The organism is Streptomyces sp. NBC_01275, assembly GCF_026340655.1.
GTDB lineage: Bacteria > Actinomycetota > Actinomycetes > Streptomycetales > Streptomycetaceae > Streptomyces.
The window spans coordinates 3855645-3873925 of sequence record NZ_JAPEOZ010000001.1; the positions used below are offsets into that span (position 1 = coordinate 3855645).

The 18281-nt window shown below is 68.1% G+C and carries 19 protein-coding genes; 10 read left to right on the forward strand and 9 right to left on the reverse strand.

Annotated features, from left to right (window positions below; translation table 11 throughout):
- The first annotated feature begins 414 nt into the window (after positions 1 to 414).
- The 5 genes from OG562_RS16825 to OG562_RS16845 all read left to right on the forward strand — a co-directional run bounded on the left by OG562_RS16825 (position 415) and on the right by OG562_RS16845 (position 3519).
- Entirely contained in the window at positions 415 to 606 is a 192-nt protein-coding gene (locus tag OG562_RS16825) for a hypothetical protein (protein WP_266398359.1), read from the forward strand.
- On the forward strand, positions 590 to 1114 hold the full coding sequence (locus tag OG562_RS16830) for a DUF6879 family protein (RefSeq protein WP_266398362.1): 525 nt from the start codon (positions 590 to 592) through the stop codon (positions 1112 to 1114). Before OG562_RS16825 ends, OG562_RS16830 begins: the two co-directional genes overlap by 17 nt.
- Positions 1111 to 1941 carry a helix-turn-helix transcriptional regulator gene (locus OG562_RS16835; protein ID WP_266398365.1) on the forward strand — a complete coding sequence of 277 codons (831 nt, stop codon included), beginning with the start codon at positions 1111 to 1113 and terminating at the stop codon, positions 1939 to 1941. Before OG562_RS16830 ends, OG562_RS16835 begins: the two co-directional genes overlap by 4 nt.
- Before the next feature lie 796 nt (positions 1942 to 2737).
- Positions 2738 to 2962: a DUF397 domain-containing protein gene (locus OG562_RS16840; protein WP_266398369.1), complete on the forward strand. Its 225-nt coding sequence runs from the start codon at positions 2738 to 2740 to the stop codon at positions 2960 to 2962.
- Between the two features lie 89 nt (positions 2963 to 3051).
- Positions 3052 to 3519, forward strand: a complete 468-nt coding sequence (locus OG562_RS16845; RefSeq protein WP_266398372.1) for a hypothetical protein — start codon at positions 3052 to 3054, stop codon at positions 3517 to 3519.
- Positions 3520 to 3574: 55 nt separating this feature from the next.
- Here OG562_RS16845 and OG562_RS16850 read toward each other — a convergent pair whose 3' ends face one another.
- Both OG562_RS16850 and OG562_RS16855 read right to left on the reverse strand, forming a co-directional pair.
- A complete protein-coding gene (locus OG562_RS16850; protein ID WP_266409313.1) occupies positions 3575 to 3727 on the reverse strand; it encodes a helix-turn-helix domain-containing protein in 153 nt (50 codons plus the stop codon).
- Positions 3728 to 3819: 92 nt separating this feature from the next.
- Positions 3820 to 4362, reverse strand: a complete 543-nt coding sequence (locus tag OG562_RS16855; protein WP_266398376.1) for a hypothetical protein — start codon at positions 4360 to 4362, stop codon at positions 3820 to 3822.
- A gap of 130 nt (positions 4363 to 4492) precedes the next feature.
- Between OG562_RS16855 and OG562_RS16860 the strand changes: the two genes are divergently transcribed.
- The gene (locus tag OG562_RS16860; RefSeq protein ID WP_323187654.1) at positions 4493 to 5668 is read left to right on the forward strand and encodes a site-specific integrase; all 1176 of its coding nucleotides are present in this window, start codon (positions 4493 to 4495) and stop codon (positions 5666 to 5668) included.
- A 199-nt stretch (positions 5669 to 5867) separates the two neighbouring features.
- Here OG562_RS16860 and OG562_RS16865 read toward each other — a convergent pair whose 3' ends face one another.
- On the reverse strand, positions 5868 to 7025 hold the full coding sequence (locus OG562_RS16865; RefSeq protein ID WP_323187526.1) for an acyl-CoA dehydrogenase family protein: 1158 nt from the start codon (positions 7023 to 7025) through the stop codon (positions 5868 to 5870).
- Positions 7026 to 7260: 235 nt separating this feature from the next.
- Here OG562_RS16865 and OG562_RS16870 point away from each other — a divergent pair, with 235 nt between their 5' ends.
- Both OG562_RS16870 and OG562_RS16875 read left to right on the forward strand, forming a co-directional pair.
- A complete protein-coding gene (locus tag OG562_RS16870) occupies positions 7261 to 8604 on the forward strand; it encodes a UDP-glucose/GDP-mannose dehydrogenase family protein (RefSeq protein ID WP_266398385.1) in 1344 nt (447 codons plus the stop codon).
- A 168-nt stretch (positions 8605 to 8772) separates the two neighbouring features.
- Positions 8773 to 9186: a VOC family protein gene (locus OG562_RS16875; RefSeq protein ID WP_266398387.1), complete on the forward strand. Its 414-nt coding sequence runs from the start codon at positions 8773 to 8775 to the stop codon at positions 9184 to 9186.
- Between the two features lie 84 nt (positions 9187 to 9270).
- Here OG562_RS16875 and OG562_RS16880 read toward each other — a convergent pair whose 3' ends face one another.
- The 4 genes from OG562_RS16880 to OG562_RS16895 form a co-directional block, all read right to left on the reverse strand.
- Entirely contained in the window at positions 9271 to 10395 is a 1125-nt protein-coding gene (locus OG562_RS16880) for a dipeptidase (protein WP_266398390.1), read from the reverse strand.
- Positions 10396 to 10583: 188 nt separating this feature from the next.
- Positions 10584 to 11780 (reverse strand): dipeptidase, encoded by a 1197-nt coding sequence (locus OG562_RS16885; protein WP_266398394.1) that lies wholly within the window; start codon positions 11778 to 11780, stop codon positions 10584 to 10586.
- A 7-nt stretch (positions 11781 to 11787) separates the two neighbouring features.
- Positions 11788 to 12312 (reverse strand): 5-(carboxyamino)imidazole ribonucleotide mutase, encoded by a 525-nt coding sequence (purE, locus tag OG562_RS16890; RefSeq protein ID WP_266398398.1) that lies wholly within the window; start codon positions 12310 to 12312, stop codon positions 11788 to 11790.
- Positions 12309 to 13448: a 5-(carboxyamino)imidazole ribonucleotide synthase gene (locus OG562_RS16895; RefSeq protein ID WP_266398402.1), complete on the reverse strand. Its 1140-nt coding sequence runs from the start codon at positions 13446 to 13448 to the stop codon at positions 12309 to 12311. Before OG562_RS16895 ends, purE begins: the two co-directional genes overlap by 4 nt.
- 223 nt (positions 13449 to 13671) lie before the next feature.
- On the opposite strand from OG562_RS16895, the gene OG562_RS16900 reads away from it, so the two are divergent.
- Complete coding sequence (locus OG562_RS16900; RefSeq protein WP_266398404.1) at positions 13672 to 14226, forward strand: GtrA family protein; 555 nt, start codon at positions 13672 to 13674, stop codon at positions 14224 to 14226.
- Between the two features lie 48 nt (positions 14227 to 14274).
- Here OG562_RS16900 and OG562_RS16905 read toward each other — a convergent pair whose 3' ends face one another.
- Together OG562_RS16905 and OG562_RS16910 are read right to left on the reverse strand one after the other, a co-directional pair.
- Complete coding sequence (locus tag OG562_RS16905; RefSeq protein WP_266398407.1) at positions 14275 to 15549, reverse strand: ATP-binding protein; 1275 nt, start codon at positions 15547 to 15549, stop codon at positions 14275 to 14277.
- A 13-nt stretch (positions 15550 to 15562) separates the two neighbouring features.
- Entirely contained in the window at positions 15563 to 16240 is a 678-nt protein-coding gene (locus OG562_RS16910) for a response regulator transcription factor (protein ID WP_266398409.1), read from the reverse strand.
- A gap of 381 nt (positions 16241 to 16621) precedes the next feature.
- Here OG562_RS16910 and OG562_RS16915 point away from each other — a divergent pair, with 381 nt between their 5' ends.
- The gene (locus OG562_RS16915) at positions 16622 to 18160 is read left to right on the forward strand and encodes a peptide MFS transporter (protein ID WP_266398412.1); all 1539 of its coding nucleotides are present in this window, start codon (positions 16622 to 16624) and stop codon (positions 18158 to 18160) included.
- The last annotated feature ends 121 nt before the right edge of the window (positions 18161 to 18281 follow it).

The window sequence follows — 18281 nt, forward strand, 5'->3', positions numbered from 1 at the left end:
ACCTCGCCCTCCGCCCCGGAAGAGCGGGCGAAGGGCGACGGTGGCGTCCAAGGACTCCGGGGACCCCTACGGCCCCTACGGCCCCTACGGCAGGTTCCTCGCCATCACGATCCGCTGAACTTGGTTCGTGCCTTCATAAATCTGGGTGCTTTACAGGCCATACCGCGCTGACCTGCACGAACAACCCTCTCAGAGGGACCTGCCCAGCATTTCTCCATGATCGTCAAGAGTCTGCCCAGGTAGGGGGGCACTGATGGCATCTCCTCCGACCGGTCCGAGGAGTGGCAGGCTCCGGGCAGGTTACGCGGTTTCCTGTTCCGTCAACCGTGATCGCTTGACCGGTGCGCCTCACCCTCGGGAGCATCAACCCAGTGCGGGGCACTGGCAGCGGCATGGGAGAGGGGAACCCAGACCATGAAGGTCACCAAGCTGGTCAGCACGTGCGACATCAAGGACTGTCCGACCATCTACGCGACAGACCGAGGCACCCTCCTGGTTCAAGGCGAGACGCCCACCGATCACAGGCTGGAAATTCCCGCTCACGAAACCCTGGTCGAGATCCCCATGGAACTGATTCAGAAGGCCATTCGTGACAACCTCCTCTAAGACCCTCGGCGACCTCTTCGAATCTTTCGAGCGCGAGGCGTTCCGCCTGGAGACTCTGGACGACTACAGCCAGTCGGGGAACGTGGACGCTTTCCAGGCATTCCAGGCCGGGGAGCCTCAGCCGAAGGACTACAACGCGGGCTGGATCGAAGAACTCCGCTCACACACCGAGAAGGGGAAGCGGGTTTACCGGGTGCACATTCTGTCGCGCCCACTCACGGACTATCTTTGCTTCGAACTCGGGTGGGGCTACCGGAAGAACATGACCGGAGGCGAAGAGTTCTTCATCCTCGACGTCACCGAGAATCCCAACCCGCTGGAAAACGTCCCGGATTTCTGGTTCTTCGACTCCTCCTCCGTGGCCGTCATGAACTATGACGAAAACGGGAAGTACCTCGGATCGGAAGTGCTGCCACCGGAACGTACGGCGGAATTCGCGCAGTACCGTGACGCGGCACTCGCACACGCAGAACCATTTAACGAATGGTGGGCCAAGTACGGGGCGTGAACAGAGCACAGCTTGGGGCCGCGCTGCGGGCGCTGCGAGTGGCATCCGGAAAGGAAGCCAAAGCAGTGGCCCGCAGCGCCCTCATGTCTCCGTCCAAGCTGTCCAAGATCGAGAATGCCAAGCTGGCACCCAGCGCAACAGACGTTGAGCGCATCCTCACCGCCATCGGCGTATCGGACGAGGTCAAGGCTGAATACACGGAGGCAGCCCGAGCATCTGCGACGGAGGCAACAGCATGGCGGCTCCTGAAACGGATCGGCGTTCGCAAGGGCCAGCAGGCAGCCAAGGCCCTGGAAGCGCAGATGTCGGTGCTGCGGTTGTTTCAACCCGCGCTGGTTCCCGGCCTGCTCCAGACACCTGAGTACATCCGGGCCATCCTGCAACGCCATGATTTCAGCGATGACGCCCTCACGCGAACGATCAACGGGCGACTTGAGCGACAAGCGATTCTCTATGACAACGCCAAGTCCCTGCGGTTCGTCATCACAGAAACAGTTCTGCGCTGGCAAATCGTCCCGCCACAGATGATGGCTGCGCAGTTGGACCGCATCGTTTCCATATCCCGGCTGCCCCATGTGGACATCCGTGTGGTTCCGCTAGCGATTCAGCAGCACGACATTGCAAATCACGCGTTCGTCATCCGTGACGACCGAATGGTCACCATAGAAACGGTTCACGCCGAGGTGGTTGTCACGGACCCCCGGGACGTAGCTTTGCATGTTGATAAGTTCGACAGGTTCGAGCAAGTGGCGCTGGCCGGCGCTGATATGCGGAATCTGATCGAGGGTATCCGAAACGACTTTTTGCGGGAACAGGAAACAGGCTAGATACGCATCCGCAGGCCGCCGAAGATGGCGGCATGGAGAGCGAAGAAAGAACGTCCGGTCCTGCGACCGAACCCACGGTGGGGACGTGCTTGTCGGAGCTGCCGCGCGAACCGTCACCCATGCCCGGCTGTCCCGTGTGCCTTTCTCAGTCGGTCGCCCGAGAGAACGCCCGCTCCACGGGGGACTACAGCGCCGTATCCGATGCCAACGTGAAGCTGCGTCAGCACCAGAGAGACGAGCACGCGGGGGACCAGCGGTGAGCGTCACGGCCGACGACATCGGTAAGCGGGTCCGGGACGCATCGGGAAGGGTCGGCATCCTCCGCGACGTGATCCGGGATTACGAGGACCCCGGAGAACCGCCGGGTGAACGCCTGAAGCGCCCTGTTGCCTTCCTCTGGCCCGAGGGCGGCGGTCGAGAGTGGTTGGCCCCACCACAGCAAGTAAGGCGTGTCTGAAGTCCGCTGATCGCTTGGGAGAACTCCGTGTCCGTTCAGGACCTGCTGAACCTGCTTGCACCCCGGACGGGTCAGGTGGACCCGGCGTCATGCGTCCAATGCGCCACGCTCCGCAAGCGGGTTCGCGCAGCAAATCGATCCGGGAATCGGGCCAAGGCGCTGGAGACCGTCGAAGCGATGCGGCTGCACAAGCGTTACGGACATCCCAGCGACTCGCGACAGCTCCCCATTGATCTCTCCTCGCACGGTCCCCAACTGATCTAGGGGAACAGACTCCCGCCCGGTATGGGCGGCGGCGGTCAGCCATGGCCGCGATTAGTTGAGCAGGAAGGTGCAGTGATGCAGAACGGAACCGACCTGTACGCGCTCGACATCAACGGGGCCTCGTTCGTCCAGGCGTGCGGCGGCCCCTGTACCGAAGGGTGTGTGACGCTGGCCCAGATCGGCGAGGACGCCTGGGCTCTCGGTGACAGCAAGCGGCCGGACGCGCAGCCGCTGCGGTTCACCACGGAGGAGCTGGACGCGGCCGGTATCGACCCGGCGCGGTTCGGCCTGAACGTCTGATCCCCCCTCCCCCGCCAGTCGGGCCCGACCGCTTTCTTGGGTCGGGCCCGACTGGTCCTCCGACCGCTGACACCGAACGGGAACAACAGGTGCACCACCACGGCTATCTGTGGACCGGCCCGAAAGAGCGTTTCGACCAGGAAGCATTGCGACGGCCCCCTCATCCTGAGCCGCCCCCGGCTGGGAGCAGACCGGAACTGATCCAGCGCTATCGGGAAGTGGTGGCGGAGTTCCCCACTGCCGATCTGCCGCCCATCGAAACGGCGTACTGGCTCATCAAGCCCCGCTCCCTCGTTCTTGGAACCTGGGAGGAGGCCAAGGAGGCGGCGGCCTGGCTCGGCGAGCGACTGGCCGAGTACGCCCCTCGGTTCGCGTCGGAGAAGGACCGAGACACCACACGTCTGGCCCAGATGGTGAACGCTGCTGCCGAACGACTGCACTCGGGCAAAGATGTGTCCTACGGCTGCTACCTCGAACGCCCCTCGTATCTGTCCCTGGCGGTGGTGACGTGTTCCCTGAATCATGCGATTCCTGAACTGGCCTGCCCAGTCGCGTAGTCGAAGCAACGAAGCCCCGGCCATTCCCTCGGGGGCGTTCACTACTGGCAATTCTTCAGTTCTGTTCGTCCAGCCATTTTTCCAAGTCAGCCGGTCGACAGCGGAGGGACTGACCCACCTTCCGGAACGGGATCTGTTCGTCCTTCCAATTCCCGTACACCCACGACCGGGGCTTGTTCAAGTAATCGGCAACATCACCAACGGTCATCAGCTTGGTCAATCGACTCTCCAGAAAAAGAAAGCCCCCGAGTCGCCTCGGGGGCCCAATTTTGATATGCAATTAAGAGCTAGCGGTGGCGGCTAGTCCTCTCCGCTCCCCATGGATTCCAAGACCTTCAATGTCTTCTCGGTCAGATCTCCTCCAGCTTTCCCTGCCACAGTGCTGAGGTAGCCTTCGCGCCGAGCTTTCTTCAAGTGGTCCTTAATGGTCTCCGGCTGACGGCCGATCATGACTGCCAATTTCCGCGCTGGGGCCACCGCTCCTGTGTCCGCCATCGCCTTGTATGTAGACGCGAGCATGGCCAAGTACCTCTCCGAGACGCCTTCACTGGCCAACAGCAGCCCAGCCGCCTCACCCGACTCGGTGAGCTTCTTGGCTGCGGTCTCCAGGGTGCTCTGAGCCTCCGGTGCCATCTTGGCCAGGTTCAGGGCCGCCGCGAGATCCAGCCTGCGCAGCACGGTCGTGGAGATGCCCCGCGCCACGTCGCGCGCGGGTGCGTCGGCGGCCGACTCGATGGTGATGCGTTGAGGCCCGCCAGTCACGGGCCCTGTGGGCCACCACATCCGAATCGTCCACCCCCCTTGCTGCTGCTCGATCTCGAAGCCGCTCTCATCTGCTCGCATACCCTCAGAGTACACCACCCCGGGTGTTCCACCTAGGGTTGACAACACAGGGTGGACAAGCTCAGTCTGAAGTTAGGTGCTCCCGGCGCATCGGCGAGCACTCCCCTTGGACAGAGAGGCCAGCACTTCCGTGGCTAGAGCTTGGGTTGCACGTTCGAAGGACGACCCGAAGAAGTGGACGACGTACTGGTACGACCCAGACGGCAAGCAGCGGCAGAAGACCTTCGAGACCAAGAGGCGAGCCGACGACCAGCGCAAGCGCAAGGAACAGGAACTCGACGCCGGGACCTACCTGGACGACCGGTTGGGCAAGCAGCCTGTGACGGCCGTGTGGGAGCAGTGGACGAATCAAAGGAAGCTGGAGAACAGCACCAAGAAGCAGTACCGGTCCATCCAGAAGACGACTCTTGAGCCGTTCTTCAAGGCCCGTTCCATCGTGTCCCTGAAGGTCGCTGACGTTGAGCAGTGGCTCTTGTGGATGGAACAGGACCGGAAGCTCTCCGCTCGCACACGGCGTCAGCGGTTCTCGTTCTTCTCCGGGATGATGGACCGGGCTGTCGTCAACGAGATCATCGGCCGGAACCCGTGCAAGAAGGTCCAGGGCGCGGGCAGCCGCGCCAAGGAGATCCGGGAGCACAAGAGCACCGCGCGGCGACTCACGACGCGGGAAGTCCTGGCCATGCTCGATGCCGCTCCTCCGCGATACCGCGCGATGCTGTGGCTCATGGCCGGGTGCGGCCTGCGGTTGGGTGAGGCCATGGCGGTGTCCCGCGATCAAATCGACTTCAAGGCCGAGACGCTTCGCGTCGACTTCCAGATCGCGGAGGACGGAGACACGGAGTCGGGGAAGAACAGCGCGATTCAACGTCGGCACATCAAGGCTCGTGACGAAGGCGAGCCAGGGCGTTCCGTCCCCCTCCCGCCGAACGTCGCCTTCGAGCTTCGGCGGCACATCAGGAACCACGGCGTATGGGGGCCGGAACGACTTCTCTTCCCCAACGTGACGCGGACTGGCTACCTCTACGCGTCGTACTTCTACCCGAAGATCTGGATGGAGGCTCTGGGCAAGGGACAGGTGAAGTACTGCAAGGCTCACTCGCTCCGGCACTACTACGGGTCGCGGCTGCTGTACGCCGGAGTCCCCGAGAACGACGTGGCCGACTGGATGGGCCACAGCAGTACTGACGTGCTCAGGGAGCACTACCACTACATCTTCGAAGGGGCCGAGCAGCGCGGCCGTGCAGCCATCGCAACCATGCTGACGCCCGGCTCGGACGACCCCACGGAGGCGACAGAGGTCGCCTGATCCACGAACGACAACAGCCCCCGGCAGTACGCCGGGGGCTGTGTTGTTTGTGCAGGTCAGTGGCCGTTTTCAGCCCGGCATCCACCCAGGATTCCCCCAGCATGACGCCCAGGAACGGTCCTGATCGGGCCGCAACGGGCAGAAAGCCGAGGGCGTCCCTCCGGACCTTCGAAACAGCTTCTGACCTGCAAAAACCCTGCTAAGGCAGGTTCCTCGCCATCACGATCCGCTGGACTTGGTTCGTGCCTTCATAAATCTGCGTGATCTTGGCGTCGCGCATCATCCGCTCCACCGGGTAGTCACGGGTGTAGCCGTAGCCGCCGAGGAGTTGGACGGCGTCCGTCGTGACCTCCATCGCCACGTCCGAGGCGAAGCACTTCGCGGCCGCGCCCTGGAAGGTCAGGTCGCTGTCGCCGCGCTCGGACTTCGCCGCCGCCGCGTAGGTCAGCTGGCGGGCCGCCTCGATCTTCATGGCCATGTCGGCGAGCATGAACTGGATGCCCTGGAAGTCGGCGATCGGCTTGCCGAACTGCTTGCGCTCCTGGACGTAGCCCTTGGCGTAGTCGAAGGCGCCCTGGGCGACGCCGAGGGCCTGGGCGGCGATGGTGATGCGGGTGTGGTCCAGGGTCGCCATCGCGGTGGCGAAGCCGGTGCCCTCCGCGCCGATCATGCGGTCGGCCGGGATGCGGACGTTGTCGAAGTAGACCTCGCGGGTCGGGGAGCCCTTGATGCCGAGCTTCTTCTCCGGGGCCCCGAAGGAGACCCCCGGGTCGGACTTCTCCACCACGAAGGCCGAGATGCCCTTCGAGCGCTTCGTGGGGTCCGTCACCGCCATCACCGTGTAGTAGTCCGAGACGCCCGCGTTGGTGATCCAGCGCTTCACGCCGTTCAGCACGTACGCGTCGCCGTCGCGGACCGCCTTCGTCTTCATCCCCGCCGCGTCCGAGCCGGCGTCCGGCTCGGAGAGGGCGTACGAGAACATCGCGTCGCCCTTGGCCAGCGGGCCCAGGTACTTCTTCTTCAGGTCCTCGGAGCCGGAGAGGATCACCGGGAGGGAGCCCAGCTTGTTCACCGCGGGGATGAGGGAGGAGGACACGCAGACGCGGGCCACCTCCTCGATCACGATCACCGTGGCCAGGGCGTCCGCGCCCGCGCCGCCGTACGACTCGGGTACGTGCACCGCGTGCAGGTCGCTCGCGACGAGCGCGTCCAGCGCCTCCTGCGGGAAACGCGCCTCCTCGTCCACCGCGGCGGCGTACGGCGCGATCTTCGCCTCGGCCAGTGAGCGGATGGCGTCACGGAGCATGTCGTGCTCCTCAGCCGGGCGGTACAGGTCGAAGTCAGCCGATCCGGCCAAGGTCTCTCACGCTCCATGAACGCTGAAGTGACGTGACTGGGGTGATCACGCTAATTACCGTTAAGTAACTCAAATTTTAAGGGGCCGCCCACCCGAGTGATACGTGAGCTTCACGACAGAGGCGATCACCGGCGGATCCCCTCGGAGATCTACCCGGTAAGTGCCCGGTGAAGGGCCCCGACACGCCCCGACTATGCTCAGGCGCGCAGCTACGCCGTCCTCACCAGGAGCATCCATGGCCCTCAAGATCACCGTGATCGGCACCGGCTATCTCGGCGCCACCCACGCCGCGGCCATGGCCGAGCTCGGCTTCGAGGTACTCGCTCTCGACGTCGTGCGGGAGAAGATCGAGAAGCTCGAGCGCGGTGAGACCCCGATGTACGAGCCGGGTCTCGAGGAGCTGCTGCGCCGGCACGTCGCCGGGTTCGAGGGGACCAGCGGGCGGCTGCGCTTCACCCAGGACTGGGCCGAGGTGGGAGCGTTCGGCGACGTCCACTTCGTCTGCGTGAACACCCCGCAGAAGCACGGCGAGTACGCCTGCGACATGTCGTACGTCGAGTCCGCCCTCTCCTCGCTCGCCCCCCATCTGACGCGGCCCGCGCTCGTCGTCGGCAAGTCGACCGTGCCCGTGGGCTCCGCCGACCGGCTGGCCGCGCTGATCGCCGACCTCGCGCCCGCCGGGCAGGACGCCGAGCTGGCCTGGAACCCGGAGTTCCTGCGCGAGGGCTTCGCCGTCGACGACACCCTGCACCCCGATCGCATCGTCGTCGGCGTGCGCAGCGAGCGCGCCGAGAAGGCGCTGCGCGAGGTGTACGCCACCCCGATCGGGGAGGGGTCGCCGTTCATCGTCACCGACTTCCCGACCGCCGAGCTGGTGAAGACCGCCGCGAACTCCTTCCTCGCCACCAAGATCTCCTTCATCAACGCGATGGCGGAGGTGTGCGAGGCCGCGGACGGGGACGTCGCCAAGCTGGCCGAGGCCATCGGGCACGACGACCGGATCGGCAAGAAGTTCCTGCGGGCCGGGATCGGCTTCGGCGGCGGGTGTCTGCCCAAGGACATCCGGGCCTTCATGGCGCGCGCCGGCGAGCTGGGCGCCGACCAGGCGCTCACCTTCCTGCGCGAGATCGACTCCATCAACATGCGCCAGCGCGGGCAGATGGTCGAACTGGCCCGGCAGGCGCTGGGCGGCGGGTCCTTCCTCGGCAAGCGGGTCGCCGTGCTCGGGGCCACCTTCAAGCCCGACTCGGACGACGTCCGGGACTCCCCCGCTCTCAACGTGGCCGGGCAGATCCATCTCCAGGGCGGCCAGGTGACCGTCTACGACCCCAAGGGCATGGACAACGCCCGACGGGTCTTCCCCACCCTCGGATACGCCGACACGGCCCTGGACGCCGTACGGGGCTCCGACGTCGTGCTCCACCTCACCGAGTGGCGGGAGTTCCGGGAGCTGGACCCGGCGGCGCTCGGCGAGGTCGCCGCGACCCGGCTGATCCTCGACGGCCGCAACGCGCTCGACCCGGTGCTGTGGCGCAAGGCCGGGTGGACGTACCGGGCGATGGGCCGGCCGACGGCCTAGTCCCGCGTACGTGCGGTGACGGGTCATGCGTAGGCGAGGTGACGCCGGTTCGGCCGAGGCTCAGTCGGCCGAACCGGCGTCTGTCTGCATTCTGCCCCACCCGTGACGCCCGTGACGCGTGAACCGCCTGTGGGTTACGGCCGATCCACACACGGGCACCAGTTCCGCATGACATCCGTCGTACGTCTTCGCAACGTCGTGCTCGACTGTCCCGACCCCCGGGCGCTCGCCGACTTCTACGCCGGGCTCCTGGGCGGCACGCCCCAGGCCGACGGCGAGGAGGGCGAGGAGGGCGAGGAGGACTGGGTGATCCTCCAGGTCCCGGGCGGGCCCCGGCTCGGGTTCCAGCTGGTGGCGGATCTCACTCCGCCCGAGTGGCCGCGGGCCGACCGCAATGCGCAGCAGTTCCATCTCGACTTCGACGCGGGCTCCACCTGGGCCGAGGTCGACGCGGCCCATGAGCGCGCGCTGGCGCTGGGCGCACGGCCGCTGGACCTGGAGGACCGGGAGAAGAAGGACTTCCAGGTGTACGCCGATCCGGCCGGGCACCCGTTCTGCCTGTGCCGGATCGATCACCCCTGAGCCCCACGCCCGGCGTTCGTCGTCCGCTGCCCGCCGTCCGCTGCCCGTCCAGCTCCTGTCCGTCCGGCTCCTGTCCGTCGGCTCCTATCCGTCCAGCTCCGCGATCCTCGCCGTCGACGGCTCCCTGCGTTCCCGTGCCGCCCGGGCCATGAAGTCGGCGCTGCGCAGCACCCGCTGGGCGTTGCCCCAGGTCAGCAGGGCTACGTCGGTCTCCGGCCAGCCTCGGCGCAGCAGCTCGGCGATGAGGCGCGGGTAGCCGGAGGCGTCGGCGAGGCCCTGCGGGTGGGCCGTGCCGGAGTCGTAGGCCCCGGACAGGCCGACGCACTCGGCGCCGGCGACGGCGCGGACGTGGTCGAGGTGGTCGGCGACGTCCCGGACGCTCGGGCCGGTCTGCTCGGCGGTCAGCGGCACCATGCACAGGCCCTTGGCCGCGCCCAGCTCGGCGAGCAGCTCGTCGGTCAGGTTGTCGGGGTGGGGGCGCAGGGCGCGGGCGGCGGAGCGGGTGCACAGGACCGGGGTCTTGGAGAGCGTGAGGGCGCGGCTGATCGTGGCGTCGGAGGCGCCGGAGAGGTCGGCGAGCACGCCGAGCCGGTTCATCTCGCGCACCACCTCCTCGCCGAACCGGGTCAGCCCCGCCTCGCTCGCCCAGGAGGTGCCGGCGAGGGTGAGGACGCGCAGGCCGAGGGAGTTCAGGACGCGCAGGATGCCGAGGGAGTCGTCGAGCGCGGCGGCGGCCGCCGGGCCGAGGACGACGGCGACGCGGCCGCAGTTGTGGGCGTCGATGACCTGCCCGGCGGTGCGGGCCAGCCGGAGGCCATCGGGGTGGGCGTGGATCACCGTCCGGACCAGGTCCAGCTGTTCCAGGGTGGCGCCGACGGCCCGGTCGGCCGCGAGGCCCTCGGGCAGGTGCAGCGACCAGAACAGCGCGCCGACGTGGCCCTCGCGCAGCCGGGGCACGTCCGTGTCGACGGCGCTCTCGCCCAGCTCCAGGTCGTACCAGGGCAGGTGGCGCAGGGCCCAGGGCAGGCCGCTGTAGCCGTCGGCGACGGGGTGCGCGCCCAGGAGGGTGCGGGCGGCGGCGACCCGGTCCGGGAGGTCGTCCGGCCCCGGCTCGGAGGCGGGCTCGGGGTCCGGGGCGTACGCGGCGTAGGCGATCGGTAGTCCGCCGACCTCGGGCGGGTTGTGCACTTCGTCCTGGAGGTCGGCCATGGCGGTCTCCGTACGTCGATCAGCAGTACGGTCACCGTCGCACGGAGTGCGGGAGCCTTCCTGGTGGACGGGGCGTTCGGGGGTACGAAGGCCCCGCGAACGCCCCGCTGCCCCGCTGCCCCGCCGCCCGGCCGATGGGCCCGTCAGTCACCTGTCCAGCCGGCCTGTCGGCCGGCCTCCCGCTCCGTTCAGCCGTCCAGCGACTCGATCGTCGCGTTCGACGGCGACCGCGTCGCCGTCAGGTCGCGGGAGACGTCCTCCGCCGCGCCCAGCACGCGCACCGCGTTCTGCCAGGTCAGCTTGGCGAGGTCGGCGGTGGACCAGCCGCGGTCGAGGAGTTCCGCGATCAGGTTCGGGTAGCCGGAGACGTCGTCGAGGCCGTCGGGGGTGAAGGCCGTGCCGTCGTAGTCGCCGCCGATGCCGAGGTGGTCGACGCCCGCCGCCTCGCGCATGTGGTCGAGGTGGTCGGCGACGGTCGCGACCGTGGCGATCGGGCGCGGGCGGCGCTCCTCGAAGGCGCGGTGGACCTTCATGGCCTCGGGGGTGGTGGCGAGGTGGTGGAAGCCGTGGGCGCGCATGTTGTCGTCAGCCTCGGCCGTCCAGTCGACCGCCGCCTGGAGCACGAACTTCGGCACGAACGTCACCATCGCCATGCCGCCGTTGGAGGGCAGGCGCTCCAGGACGTCGTCCGGGACGTTGCGCGGGTGGTCGCAGACGGCCCGCGAGGAGGAGTGGGAGAAGATCACCGGCGCGGAGGCCGCGTCCAGCGCGTCCCGCATCGTCGTGGCGGCCACGTGGGAGAGGTCGACGAGCATGCCGAGCCGGTTCATCTCCCGCACGACCTCCCGTCCGAACGCCGTCAGTCCGCCGGCCTTCGGCACGTCGGTCGCGGAGTCCGCCCAGTCCACGTTGTCGTTGTGGGTGAGGGTCATGTAGCGCACGCCGAGCGCGTACAGGCCGCGCAGGACGCCCAGCGAGTTGGCGATGGAGTGGCCGCCCTCCGCCCCCATGAGCGAGGCGATACGGCCCTCCCCGCGCGCCGCCTCCATGTCCGCGGCGGTGAGCGCGGCGCGCAGGTCCCGTGGGTGCCGGTCGATGAGCCGACGTACGCAGTCGATCTGTTCCAGGGTCGCCGGGACCGCGTCGGGCAGGTCCGCGCGGACGTACACCGACCAGTACTGCGCGCCGACGCCGCCCTCGCGCAGCCGGGGGATGTCCGTGTGCAGGTGGGTGTGCTGGTCGGTGGCGATGTCGCGGGCGTCGAGGTCGTAGCGGACCTGTTCGCGCAGGGCCCAGGGCAGGTCGTTGTGGCCGTCGACGACCGGGAACGCGCGCAGGAGGTCGCGGGCCGCGTCCAGTGAGGTCTGGCCTGTCACGTCTGTCATGTCGCCGTCACTTCCCGAAGCCGAAGCCGCCGCCGGCCCCCTCGACCTTGGCGCGCAGGCGCTTGCCCTTCTCGGTGGCCTGGTCGTTCAGCTCCTGCTGGAAGTCGCGGATCCGGGCGAGCAGCTCCTCGTCGTGGGTGGCGAGGATGCGGGCGGCGAGCAGGCCCGCGTTGCGGGCGCCGCCGACCGAGACCGTGGCGACGGGGACGCCGGCCGGCATCTGCACGATGGAGAGCAGGCTGTCCATGCCGTCGAGGTACTTCAGGGGCACGGGCACGCCGATGACCGGCAGCGGGGTCACGGAGGCGAGCATGCCGGGGAGGTGGGCCGCGCCGCCGGCGCCCGCGATGATCGCCTTCAGGCCGCGGTCGGCCGCCTGCTCGCCGTACGCGATCATCTCGCGGGGCATGCGGTGGGCGGAGACGACGTCGACCTCGTAGGCGATCTCGAACTCGTCGAGGGCCTGGGCAGCGGCCTCCATGACGGGCCAGTCGGAGTCCGACCCCATGACGATGCCAACAACAGGGCTCATTCGGTGATCGTGCCTCTCAGGTAACCGGCTGCGTGTCGGGCGCGCTCGAGGACGTCGTCCAGGTCGTCGCCGTAGGTGTTGACGTGTCCCACCTTGCGGCCCGGCTTCACGTCCTTGCCGTACATGTGGATCTTGAGCTTGGGGTCGCGGGCCATGCAGTGCAGGTACGCGGAGTACATGTCCGGGTAGTCGCCGCCCAGGACGTTGACCATGACCGTCCACCTGGCGCGCGGGCGCGGGTCGCCGAGGGGGAGGTCGAGGACCGCGCGGACGTGGTTGGCGAACTGGGACGTGATCGCGCCGTCCTGCGTCCAGTGGCCGGAGTTGTGCGGGCGCATCGCCAGTTCGTTGACGAGGATGCGGCCGTCGCGGGTCTGGAACAGCTCCACGGCGAGGTGCCCGACGACGTCCAGTTCCTTGGCGATCCGCAACGCCATCTCCTCGGCCCGCAGGGCGAGGGCCTCGTCCAGGTCGGGGGCGGGGGCGATCACCGTGTCGCAGACGCCGTTCACCTGCTGGGATTCGACCACCGGGTAGGCGACGGCCTGGCCGTGCGGGGAGCGTACGACGTTGGCGGCGAGCTCCCGGACGTAGTCGACCTTCTCCTCGGCGAGGACCGGGACGCCCGCGCGGAACGGGTCCTCGGCCTCCGTCGCGTTGTCGACGACCCAGACGCCCTTGCCGTCGTAGCCGCCGCGGACGGTCTTCAGGACGACGGGGAAGCCGTCGCCCTCCTCGGCGAAGCGCACGACGTCCGTCGGGTCGGTCACGATGCGGTGCCGTGGGCAGGGGACCCCGATCGCGTCGAGCTTCGCGCGCATCACGCCCTTGTCCTGGGCGTGCACCAGCGCCTCCGGGCCCGGGCGGACGGGGATGCCGTCCGCCTCGAGAGCACGCAGATGCTCGGTGGGGACGTGTTCGTGATCGAAAGTGATCACGTCGCAGCCCCGTGCGAACGCGCGCAGCGTGTCGAGATCGCGGTAGTCGCCGATGACGACATCGCTCACGACCTGCGCCGCGGAATCCTGCGGGGTGTCACTGAGAAGCTTGAACCTGATGCCTAGCGGGATGCCCGCCTCGTGTGTCATACGAGCGAGCTGCCCCCCGCCGACCATGCCGACTACCGGGAACGTCACTCCCCCAGGGTATCGGTCACGCCGTGGCGGCCGAATTCGTACCTCCTTCCTGTCTCCTTCCCGCCTGCTTCCCGCCTCCTTGCCTGGCTCTTTCCATGTCTCTTTCCATATCTCCGCCGGGCTTCTTACCCGACCCGTGAGCCGGAGCACAGGAAACCGAGAAGCGTGGTGGTTAGCATGGCTGGGTTGACGAAACCGAACCCGAACGGGGGCCTGTACGACCATGGCGCATGGTTCCTCTGGCTCCTCGGAGCGCTCTGCGGCGCATTCCCCGGAGCGCTCCTCGGGGCTACGGCGGGTCGTCCGCGAGCTCGCCAAGTTCGGTGCGGTGGGCGGAGCGGGGCTGCTGGTCAACCTCGGCGTGTTCAACCTCGTCCGGCATCTCACCGACCTTCCGGTGGTGCGGGCCAGCGTCATCGCCACGATCGTGTCGATCGCCTTCAACTACGTCGGGTTCCGGTACTTCACTTATCGTGACCGCGACAAGAATGGGCGTACGAAGGAACTGACGCTGTTCCTGCTGTTCAGTGCGGTGGGGTTGGTCATCGAGAACGGGTTGCTGTTCGCGGCGACGTACGGGTTCGGGTGGGACAGTCCGCTGCAGAGCAACGTGTCCAAGTTCGTGGGGATCGGGATCGCGACGCTGTTCCGGTTCTGGTCGTACCGGACGTGGGTGTTTCGGGCGTTGCCCGCCAAGGAGGCGGTGGCCGGCGCGGAGTCGTTCCTGGCGGAGCAGTCCAGGAAGCCTCGGCCTCCGGCCAAGCAGCGGGTGGGTTGAGCGGGTGGCCCCCACAAGCTGAGAGATGCCGACCGGCGCTGAAGAGTGTCACCTCACCGTCGGTTCCTCGTCCGTCTGCGTTCTCTTCTGGGGAGCCGTTCGTGACAGGAACAGGCCGAAGATGGGGGGCTTGGTCTGGAGCATCTCCAGGCGGCCGCCGTCGGCCTCCGCCAGGTCGCGGGCCACGGCGAGACCGATGCCGGTGGAGTTGCGGCCGCTGATGGTGCGCTCGAAGATGCGGGCGCCGAGGTCGGCCGGGACGCCGGGACCCTCGTCGGTGACCTCGACGACGGCCTGGTTGCCGGTGACGCGGGTGCGCAGGGCGACCGTGCCGCCGCCGTGCATGAGGGAGTTCTCGATCAGGGCGGCCAGGACCTGGGCGACCGCGCCGGGGGTGCCCACGGCCCGTAGATGCCGTTTGCCGGAGCTGACGATGGCCCGGCCCACGCCTCGGTAGGCGGGACGCCACTCGGCCAGCTGCTGCTGGATGACCTCGTCGAGGTCGAAGGAGACGGCGGAGCCGGTGCGCGGGTCGCGGGCGTTGGTCAGCAGGCGTTCGACGACGTCCGTGAGGCGCTCGACCTGGGTGAGCGCGATCGTGGCCTCCTCCTTCACCGTGTCCGGGTCGTCGGTGAGGGTGATCTCCTCCAGGCGCATGGAGAGGGCCGTCAGCGGGGTGCGCAGCTGGTGGGAGGCGTCGGCGGCCAGTCGGCGCTCGGCGGTGAGCATGCGGGCGATGCGCTCGGCGGAGGCGTCGAGGACGTCGGCGACCCGGTCCAGCTCGGGGACCGAGTACCGCTTGTGGCGCGGGCGGGGGTCGCCGGAGCCGAGGCGTTCCGCCGTCTCCGCCAGGTCGGTGAGGGGGGAGGCCAGCTTGTTGGCCTGGCGGATGGCCAGCAGGACGGCCGCGACCACCGCCAGGAGAGCCACCAGGCCGATGATCAGCAGGGTGCGGCCGACCTCGCGGGTGATGGTGGAGCGGGGCTCCTCCACCCGGACGGTCTCGCCGCCCTCCCCCCGCTCCTCGGCGTGGATCACGTCGCCGGACGGCTTGTCGCCGACCGTGATGGGGGCCCGGCCGGGGATGCTGATCACCGCGTAGCGGTCCTGCGTGACCTGGTCGCGCAGGATCTCCGAGGTGACCTCCTCCGAGCCGAGCAGCCGGCTGTCCACGATGCCGACCAGCCGCACCGCCTCGGAGTCCACCCGTTCCTGGGCGCTGTTGCTGATGGTGCGGCTCTCGACGATGACGAGGGAGACGCCGAACACGGCGATCACCACGAGAACGACGGCGAGCGTGGACTGGATCAGTCGGCGGCGCATGGACGCGTGCTGCTCAGCTCTTCTCGAAGCGGAAGCCGACTCCGCGCACCGTGGCGATGTAGCGGGGGTTGGCCGCGTCGTCGCCCAGCTTCTTGCGCAGCCAGGAGATGTGCATGTCGAGGGTCTTGGTGGACGACCACCAGGTGGTGTCCCAGACCTCCCGCATCAGCTGGTCGCGGGTGACGACCCGGCCGGCGTCGCGCACCAGGACCCGCAGCAGGTCGAACTCCTTGGCGGTGAGCTGGAGCTCCTCGTCGCCCATCCAGGCGCGGTGCGACTCGACGTCGATGCGCACCCCGTGGGTGGCCGGCGGCTGCGACGGCTCGGCGGCGCCGCGCCGCAGCAGGGCCCGGACGCGGGCGAGCAGTTCGGCGAGCCGGAAGGGCTTGGTGACGTAGTCGTCGGCGCCCGCGTCCAGGCCGACGACGGTGTCCACCTCGTCGGCGCGCGCGGTCAGGATGAGGATGGGCACGGCGTGGCCCTCGGCACGCAGCCGACGGGCCACTTCGAGGCCGTCCATGCCGGGCAGGCCGAGGTCCAGCACGACCATGTCGATACCGCCCTGCATTCCTGCGTCGAGCGCAGTGGGGCCGTCCTCACGCACCTCGACCTCGTACCCTTCCCTGCGCAGTGCGCGGGCCAAAGGCTCCGAGATGGACGCATCGTCCTCGGCGAGCAGTACACGGGTCATGAGCTGATGGTAGTCCGCGCCGGGCGGACGTCGAGGTGTGATCGCCCCGCTGTTTCTTACCTACGGACATGCCGGACAACAGGCCTGTCCCGGGTGCGCGCCGCACGTGTCCCGTGTGTGCCGGTTCGTCGCCGATCTTGGTACGGACCTACGGTCGAGGGATGGCACCATGGTGCCAACCTTCAAAACACCCCCACGGTTCCATGATCACCTGTGATCCATATCTCAAGTCCTTTCATATCCGGCATTGTCCTGCCGTATGGTGAAAGAACGCCTGTAGTACGCAAGGACCTTCGGCGGTCGGCTTGACGCTGAGGGTCCTTTTTGTGTGCGGGCCGGCCACCGCCGGCCCGGAAAGCAACGACCTGGCAAGGAACGACCATGGCGTCCAGCCTGACGAAGGACTCGGTCCGCCCGGGCACCCCCGGCTCCGGGAAGACCTTCTTCGGCCACCCCCGCGGACTGGCCACACTGTTCATGACCGAGATGTGGGAGCGCTTCTCCTACTACGGCATGAAGGCACTGCTCACCGTCTACCTGCTCTCCGGCGGCCCCGACGCCGGCAAGGGGAGCATGGGCGGCGGCCTGGCGATGGACGTGGCGACCACCACGGTGATCGTCTCCGTCTACTCGGCGATGGTGTACCTGCTCGCCATGCCCGGCGGCTGGCTCGGCGACCGCGTCTGGGGCCCCCGCAAGACGGTCGCCGTCGCCGCCGTGACGATCATGTCCGGCCACCTGGTGCTGGCGCTGCCCGGCGGCCAGGCGCCGTTCTTCGCGGGCCTGGCGCTGGTCGCGGCCGGGTCCGGTCTGCTCAAGGCCAACATCTCCACCATGGTGGGCCACCTGTACGACGGCCCGGAGGACCCGCGTCGCGACGGCGGCTTCACGATCTTCTACATGGGCATCAACGCGGGCGCGTTCTTCGCCCCGCTGGTCATCGGCACCGTCGGCCAGGAGGTCAACTGGCACCTCGGCTTCGGCCTGGCCGCGGTCGGCATGGCGATCGGTCTCGCCTCGTTCCTCCTCGGCACCCGCAACCTGAGCGCGCGCAGCAGCGTCGTCCCCAAGCCGCTGGCGGCACAGGAGCGCGCGACCTGGCTGCGCAAGGGCCTGCTCTGGGTGGCCGTGGCGGCCGTCTTCTACGGCGCCGTCGGCATCAGCGGCCACTTCACCCTCAACTGGGCGATGATCCCGCTCACGATCATCGGCCTGGTCGTCCCGGCGGGCGTGCTGGTGCGCATCAAGCGGGACAAGGAGCTGTCGGTCACCGAGCAGTCGAGGATGACCGGCTACATCTGGTTCTTCGTCGCGGCCGCCGTGTTCTGGATGATCTACGACCAGGGCGCGTCCACGGTGCAGGCGTTCGGCGAGGGCAAGGCCGCGGGCTCACTGCTCGGCTTCGACTTCCCGTCCTCCTGGTACCAGTCGCTGAACCCGCTGTTCATCATGGCGCTGGCCCCGGTGTTCGCCTTCGTCTGGCTGTGGCTGAACCGCAAGGGCAAGGAGCCGAGCACCATCGTGAAGTTCGCGATGGCCCTGGTCCTGATCGGCGTCTCGTTCTTCTTCTTCCTGATCCCGCTGGGCATGGCCGAGGGCGGCACGGCGGTCAGCCCGATGTGGCTGGTGGGCATCTACTTCATCCAGACCGTCGGCGAGCTGTGCCTCTCCCCGGTCGGCCTGTCGGTGACCACGAAGATGGCCCCGGCCAAGTACGCCAGCCAGATGATGGGCGTGTGGTTCCTCGCGGTCACCGCGGGCGACTCCGTCACCAGCCTGCTGTCCAACCCGGCGATCGCCGGCGTCGACCTCGGCGGCACGGGCGCGGTGTTCGGAGAGGCGGCCCTCGCCGCCCTCGCCGGCGTCGCGGTCTGGATGTACCGCCGGAAGGTGAAGTCGCTGATGGGCGACGTCAACTGATGACCGACGTCCGCTGACGTCCGCTGACGTCCGCGTCTGATCCGACGGAGAAGGGCCGCCGCACCCACACGGTGCGACGGCCCTTCTCGTCGTCTGCTCGTCGTCTGCCGGCTTCAGGAAC

Bases quoted from the DNA above. Each gene is read 5' to 3' on its own strand.
- OG562_RS16900 (WP_266398404.1), top strand. From the start codon at position 13,672: ATGGCGCATGGTTCCTCTGGCTCCTCGGAGCGCTCTGCGGCGCATTCC.
- purE (WP_266398398.1), bottom strand. From the start codon at position 12,312: ATGAGCCCTGTTGTTGGCATCGTCATGGGGTCGGACTCCGACTGGCCC.
- OG562_RS16875 (WP_266398387.1), top strand. From the start codon at position 8,773: ATGACATCCGTCGTACGTCTTCGCAACGTCGTGCTCGACTGTCCCGAC.
- OG562_RS16855 (WP_266398376.1), bottom strand. From the start codon at position 4,362: ATGCGAGCAGATGAGAGCGGCTTCGAGATCGAGCAGCAGCAAGGGGGG.
- OG562_RS16910 (WP_266398409.1), bottom strand. From the start codon at position 16,240: ATGACCCGTGTACTGCTCGCCGAGGACGATGCGTCCATCTCGGAGCCT.
- OG562_RS16880 (WP_266398390.1), bottom strand. From the start codon at position 10,395: ATGGCCGACCTCCAGGACGAAGTGCACAACCCGCCCGAGGTCGGCGGA.
- OG562_RS16840 (WP_266398369.1), top strand. From the start codon at position 2,738: ATGCAGAACGGAACCGACCTGTACGCGCTCGACATCAACGGGGCCTCG.
- OG562_RS16905 (WP_266398407.1), bottom strand. From the start codon at position 15,549: ATGCGCCGCCGACTGATCCAGTCCACGCTCGCCGTCGTTCTCGTGGTG.
- OG562_RS16885 (WP_266398394.1), bottom strand. From the start codon at position 11,780: ATGACAGACGTGACAGGCCAGACCTCACTGGACGCGGCCCGCGACCTC.
- OG562_RS16870 (WP_266398385.1), top strand. From the start codon at position 7,261: ATGGCCCTCAAGATCACCGTGATCGGCACCGGCTATCTCGGCGCCACC.
- OG562_RS16915 (WP_266398412.1), top strand. From the start codon at position 16,622: ATGGCGTCCAGCCTGACGAAGGACTCGGTCCGCCCGGGCACCCCCGGC.
- OG562_RS16825 (WP_266398359.1), top strand. From the start codon at position 415: ATGAAGGTCACCAAGCTGGTCAGCACGTGCGACATCAAGGACTGTCCG.
- OG562_RS16850 (WP_266409313.1), bottom strand. From the start codon at position 3,727: ATGACCGTTGGTGATGTTGCCGATTACTTGAACAAGCCCCGGTCGTGG.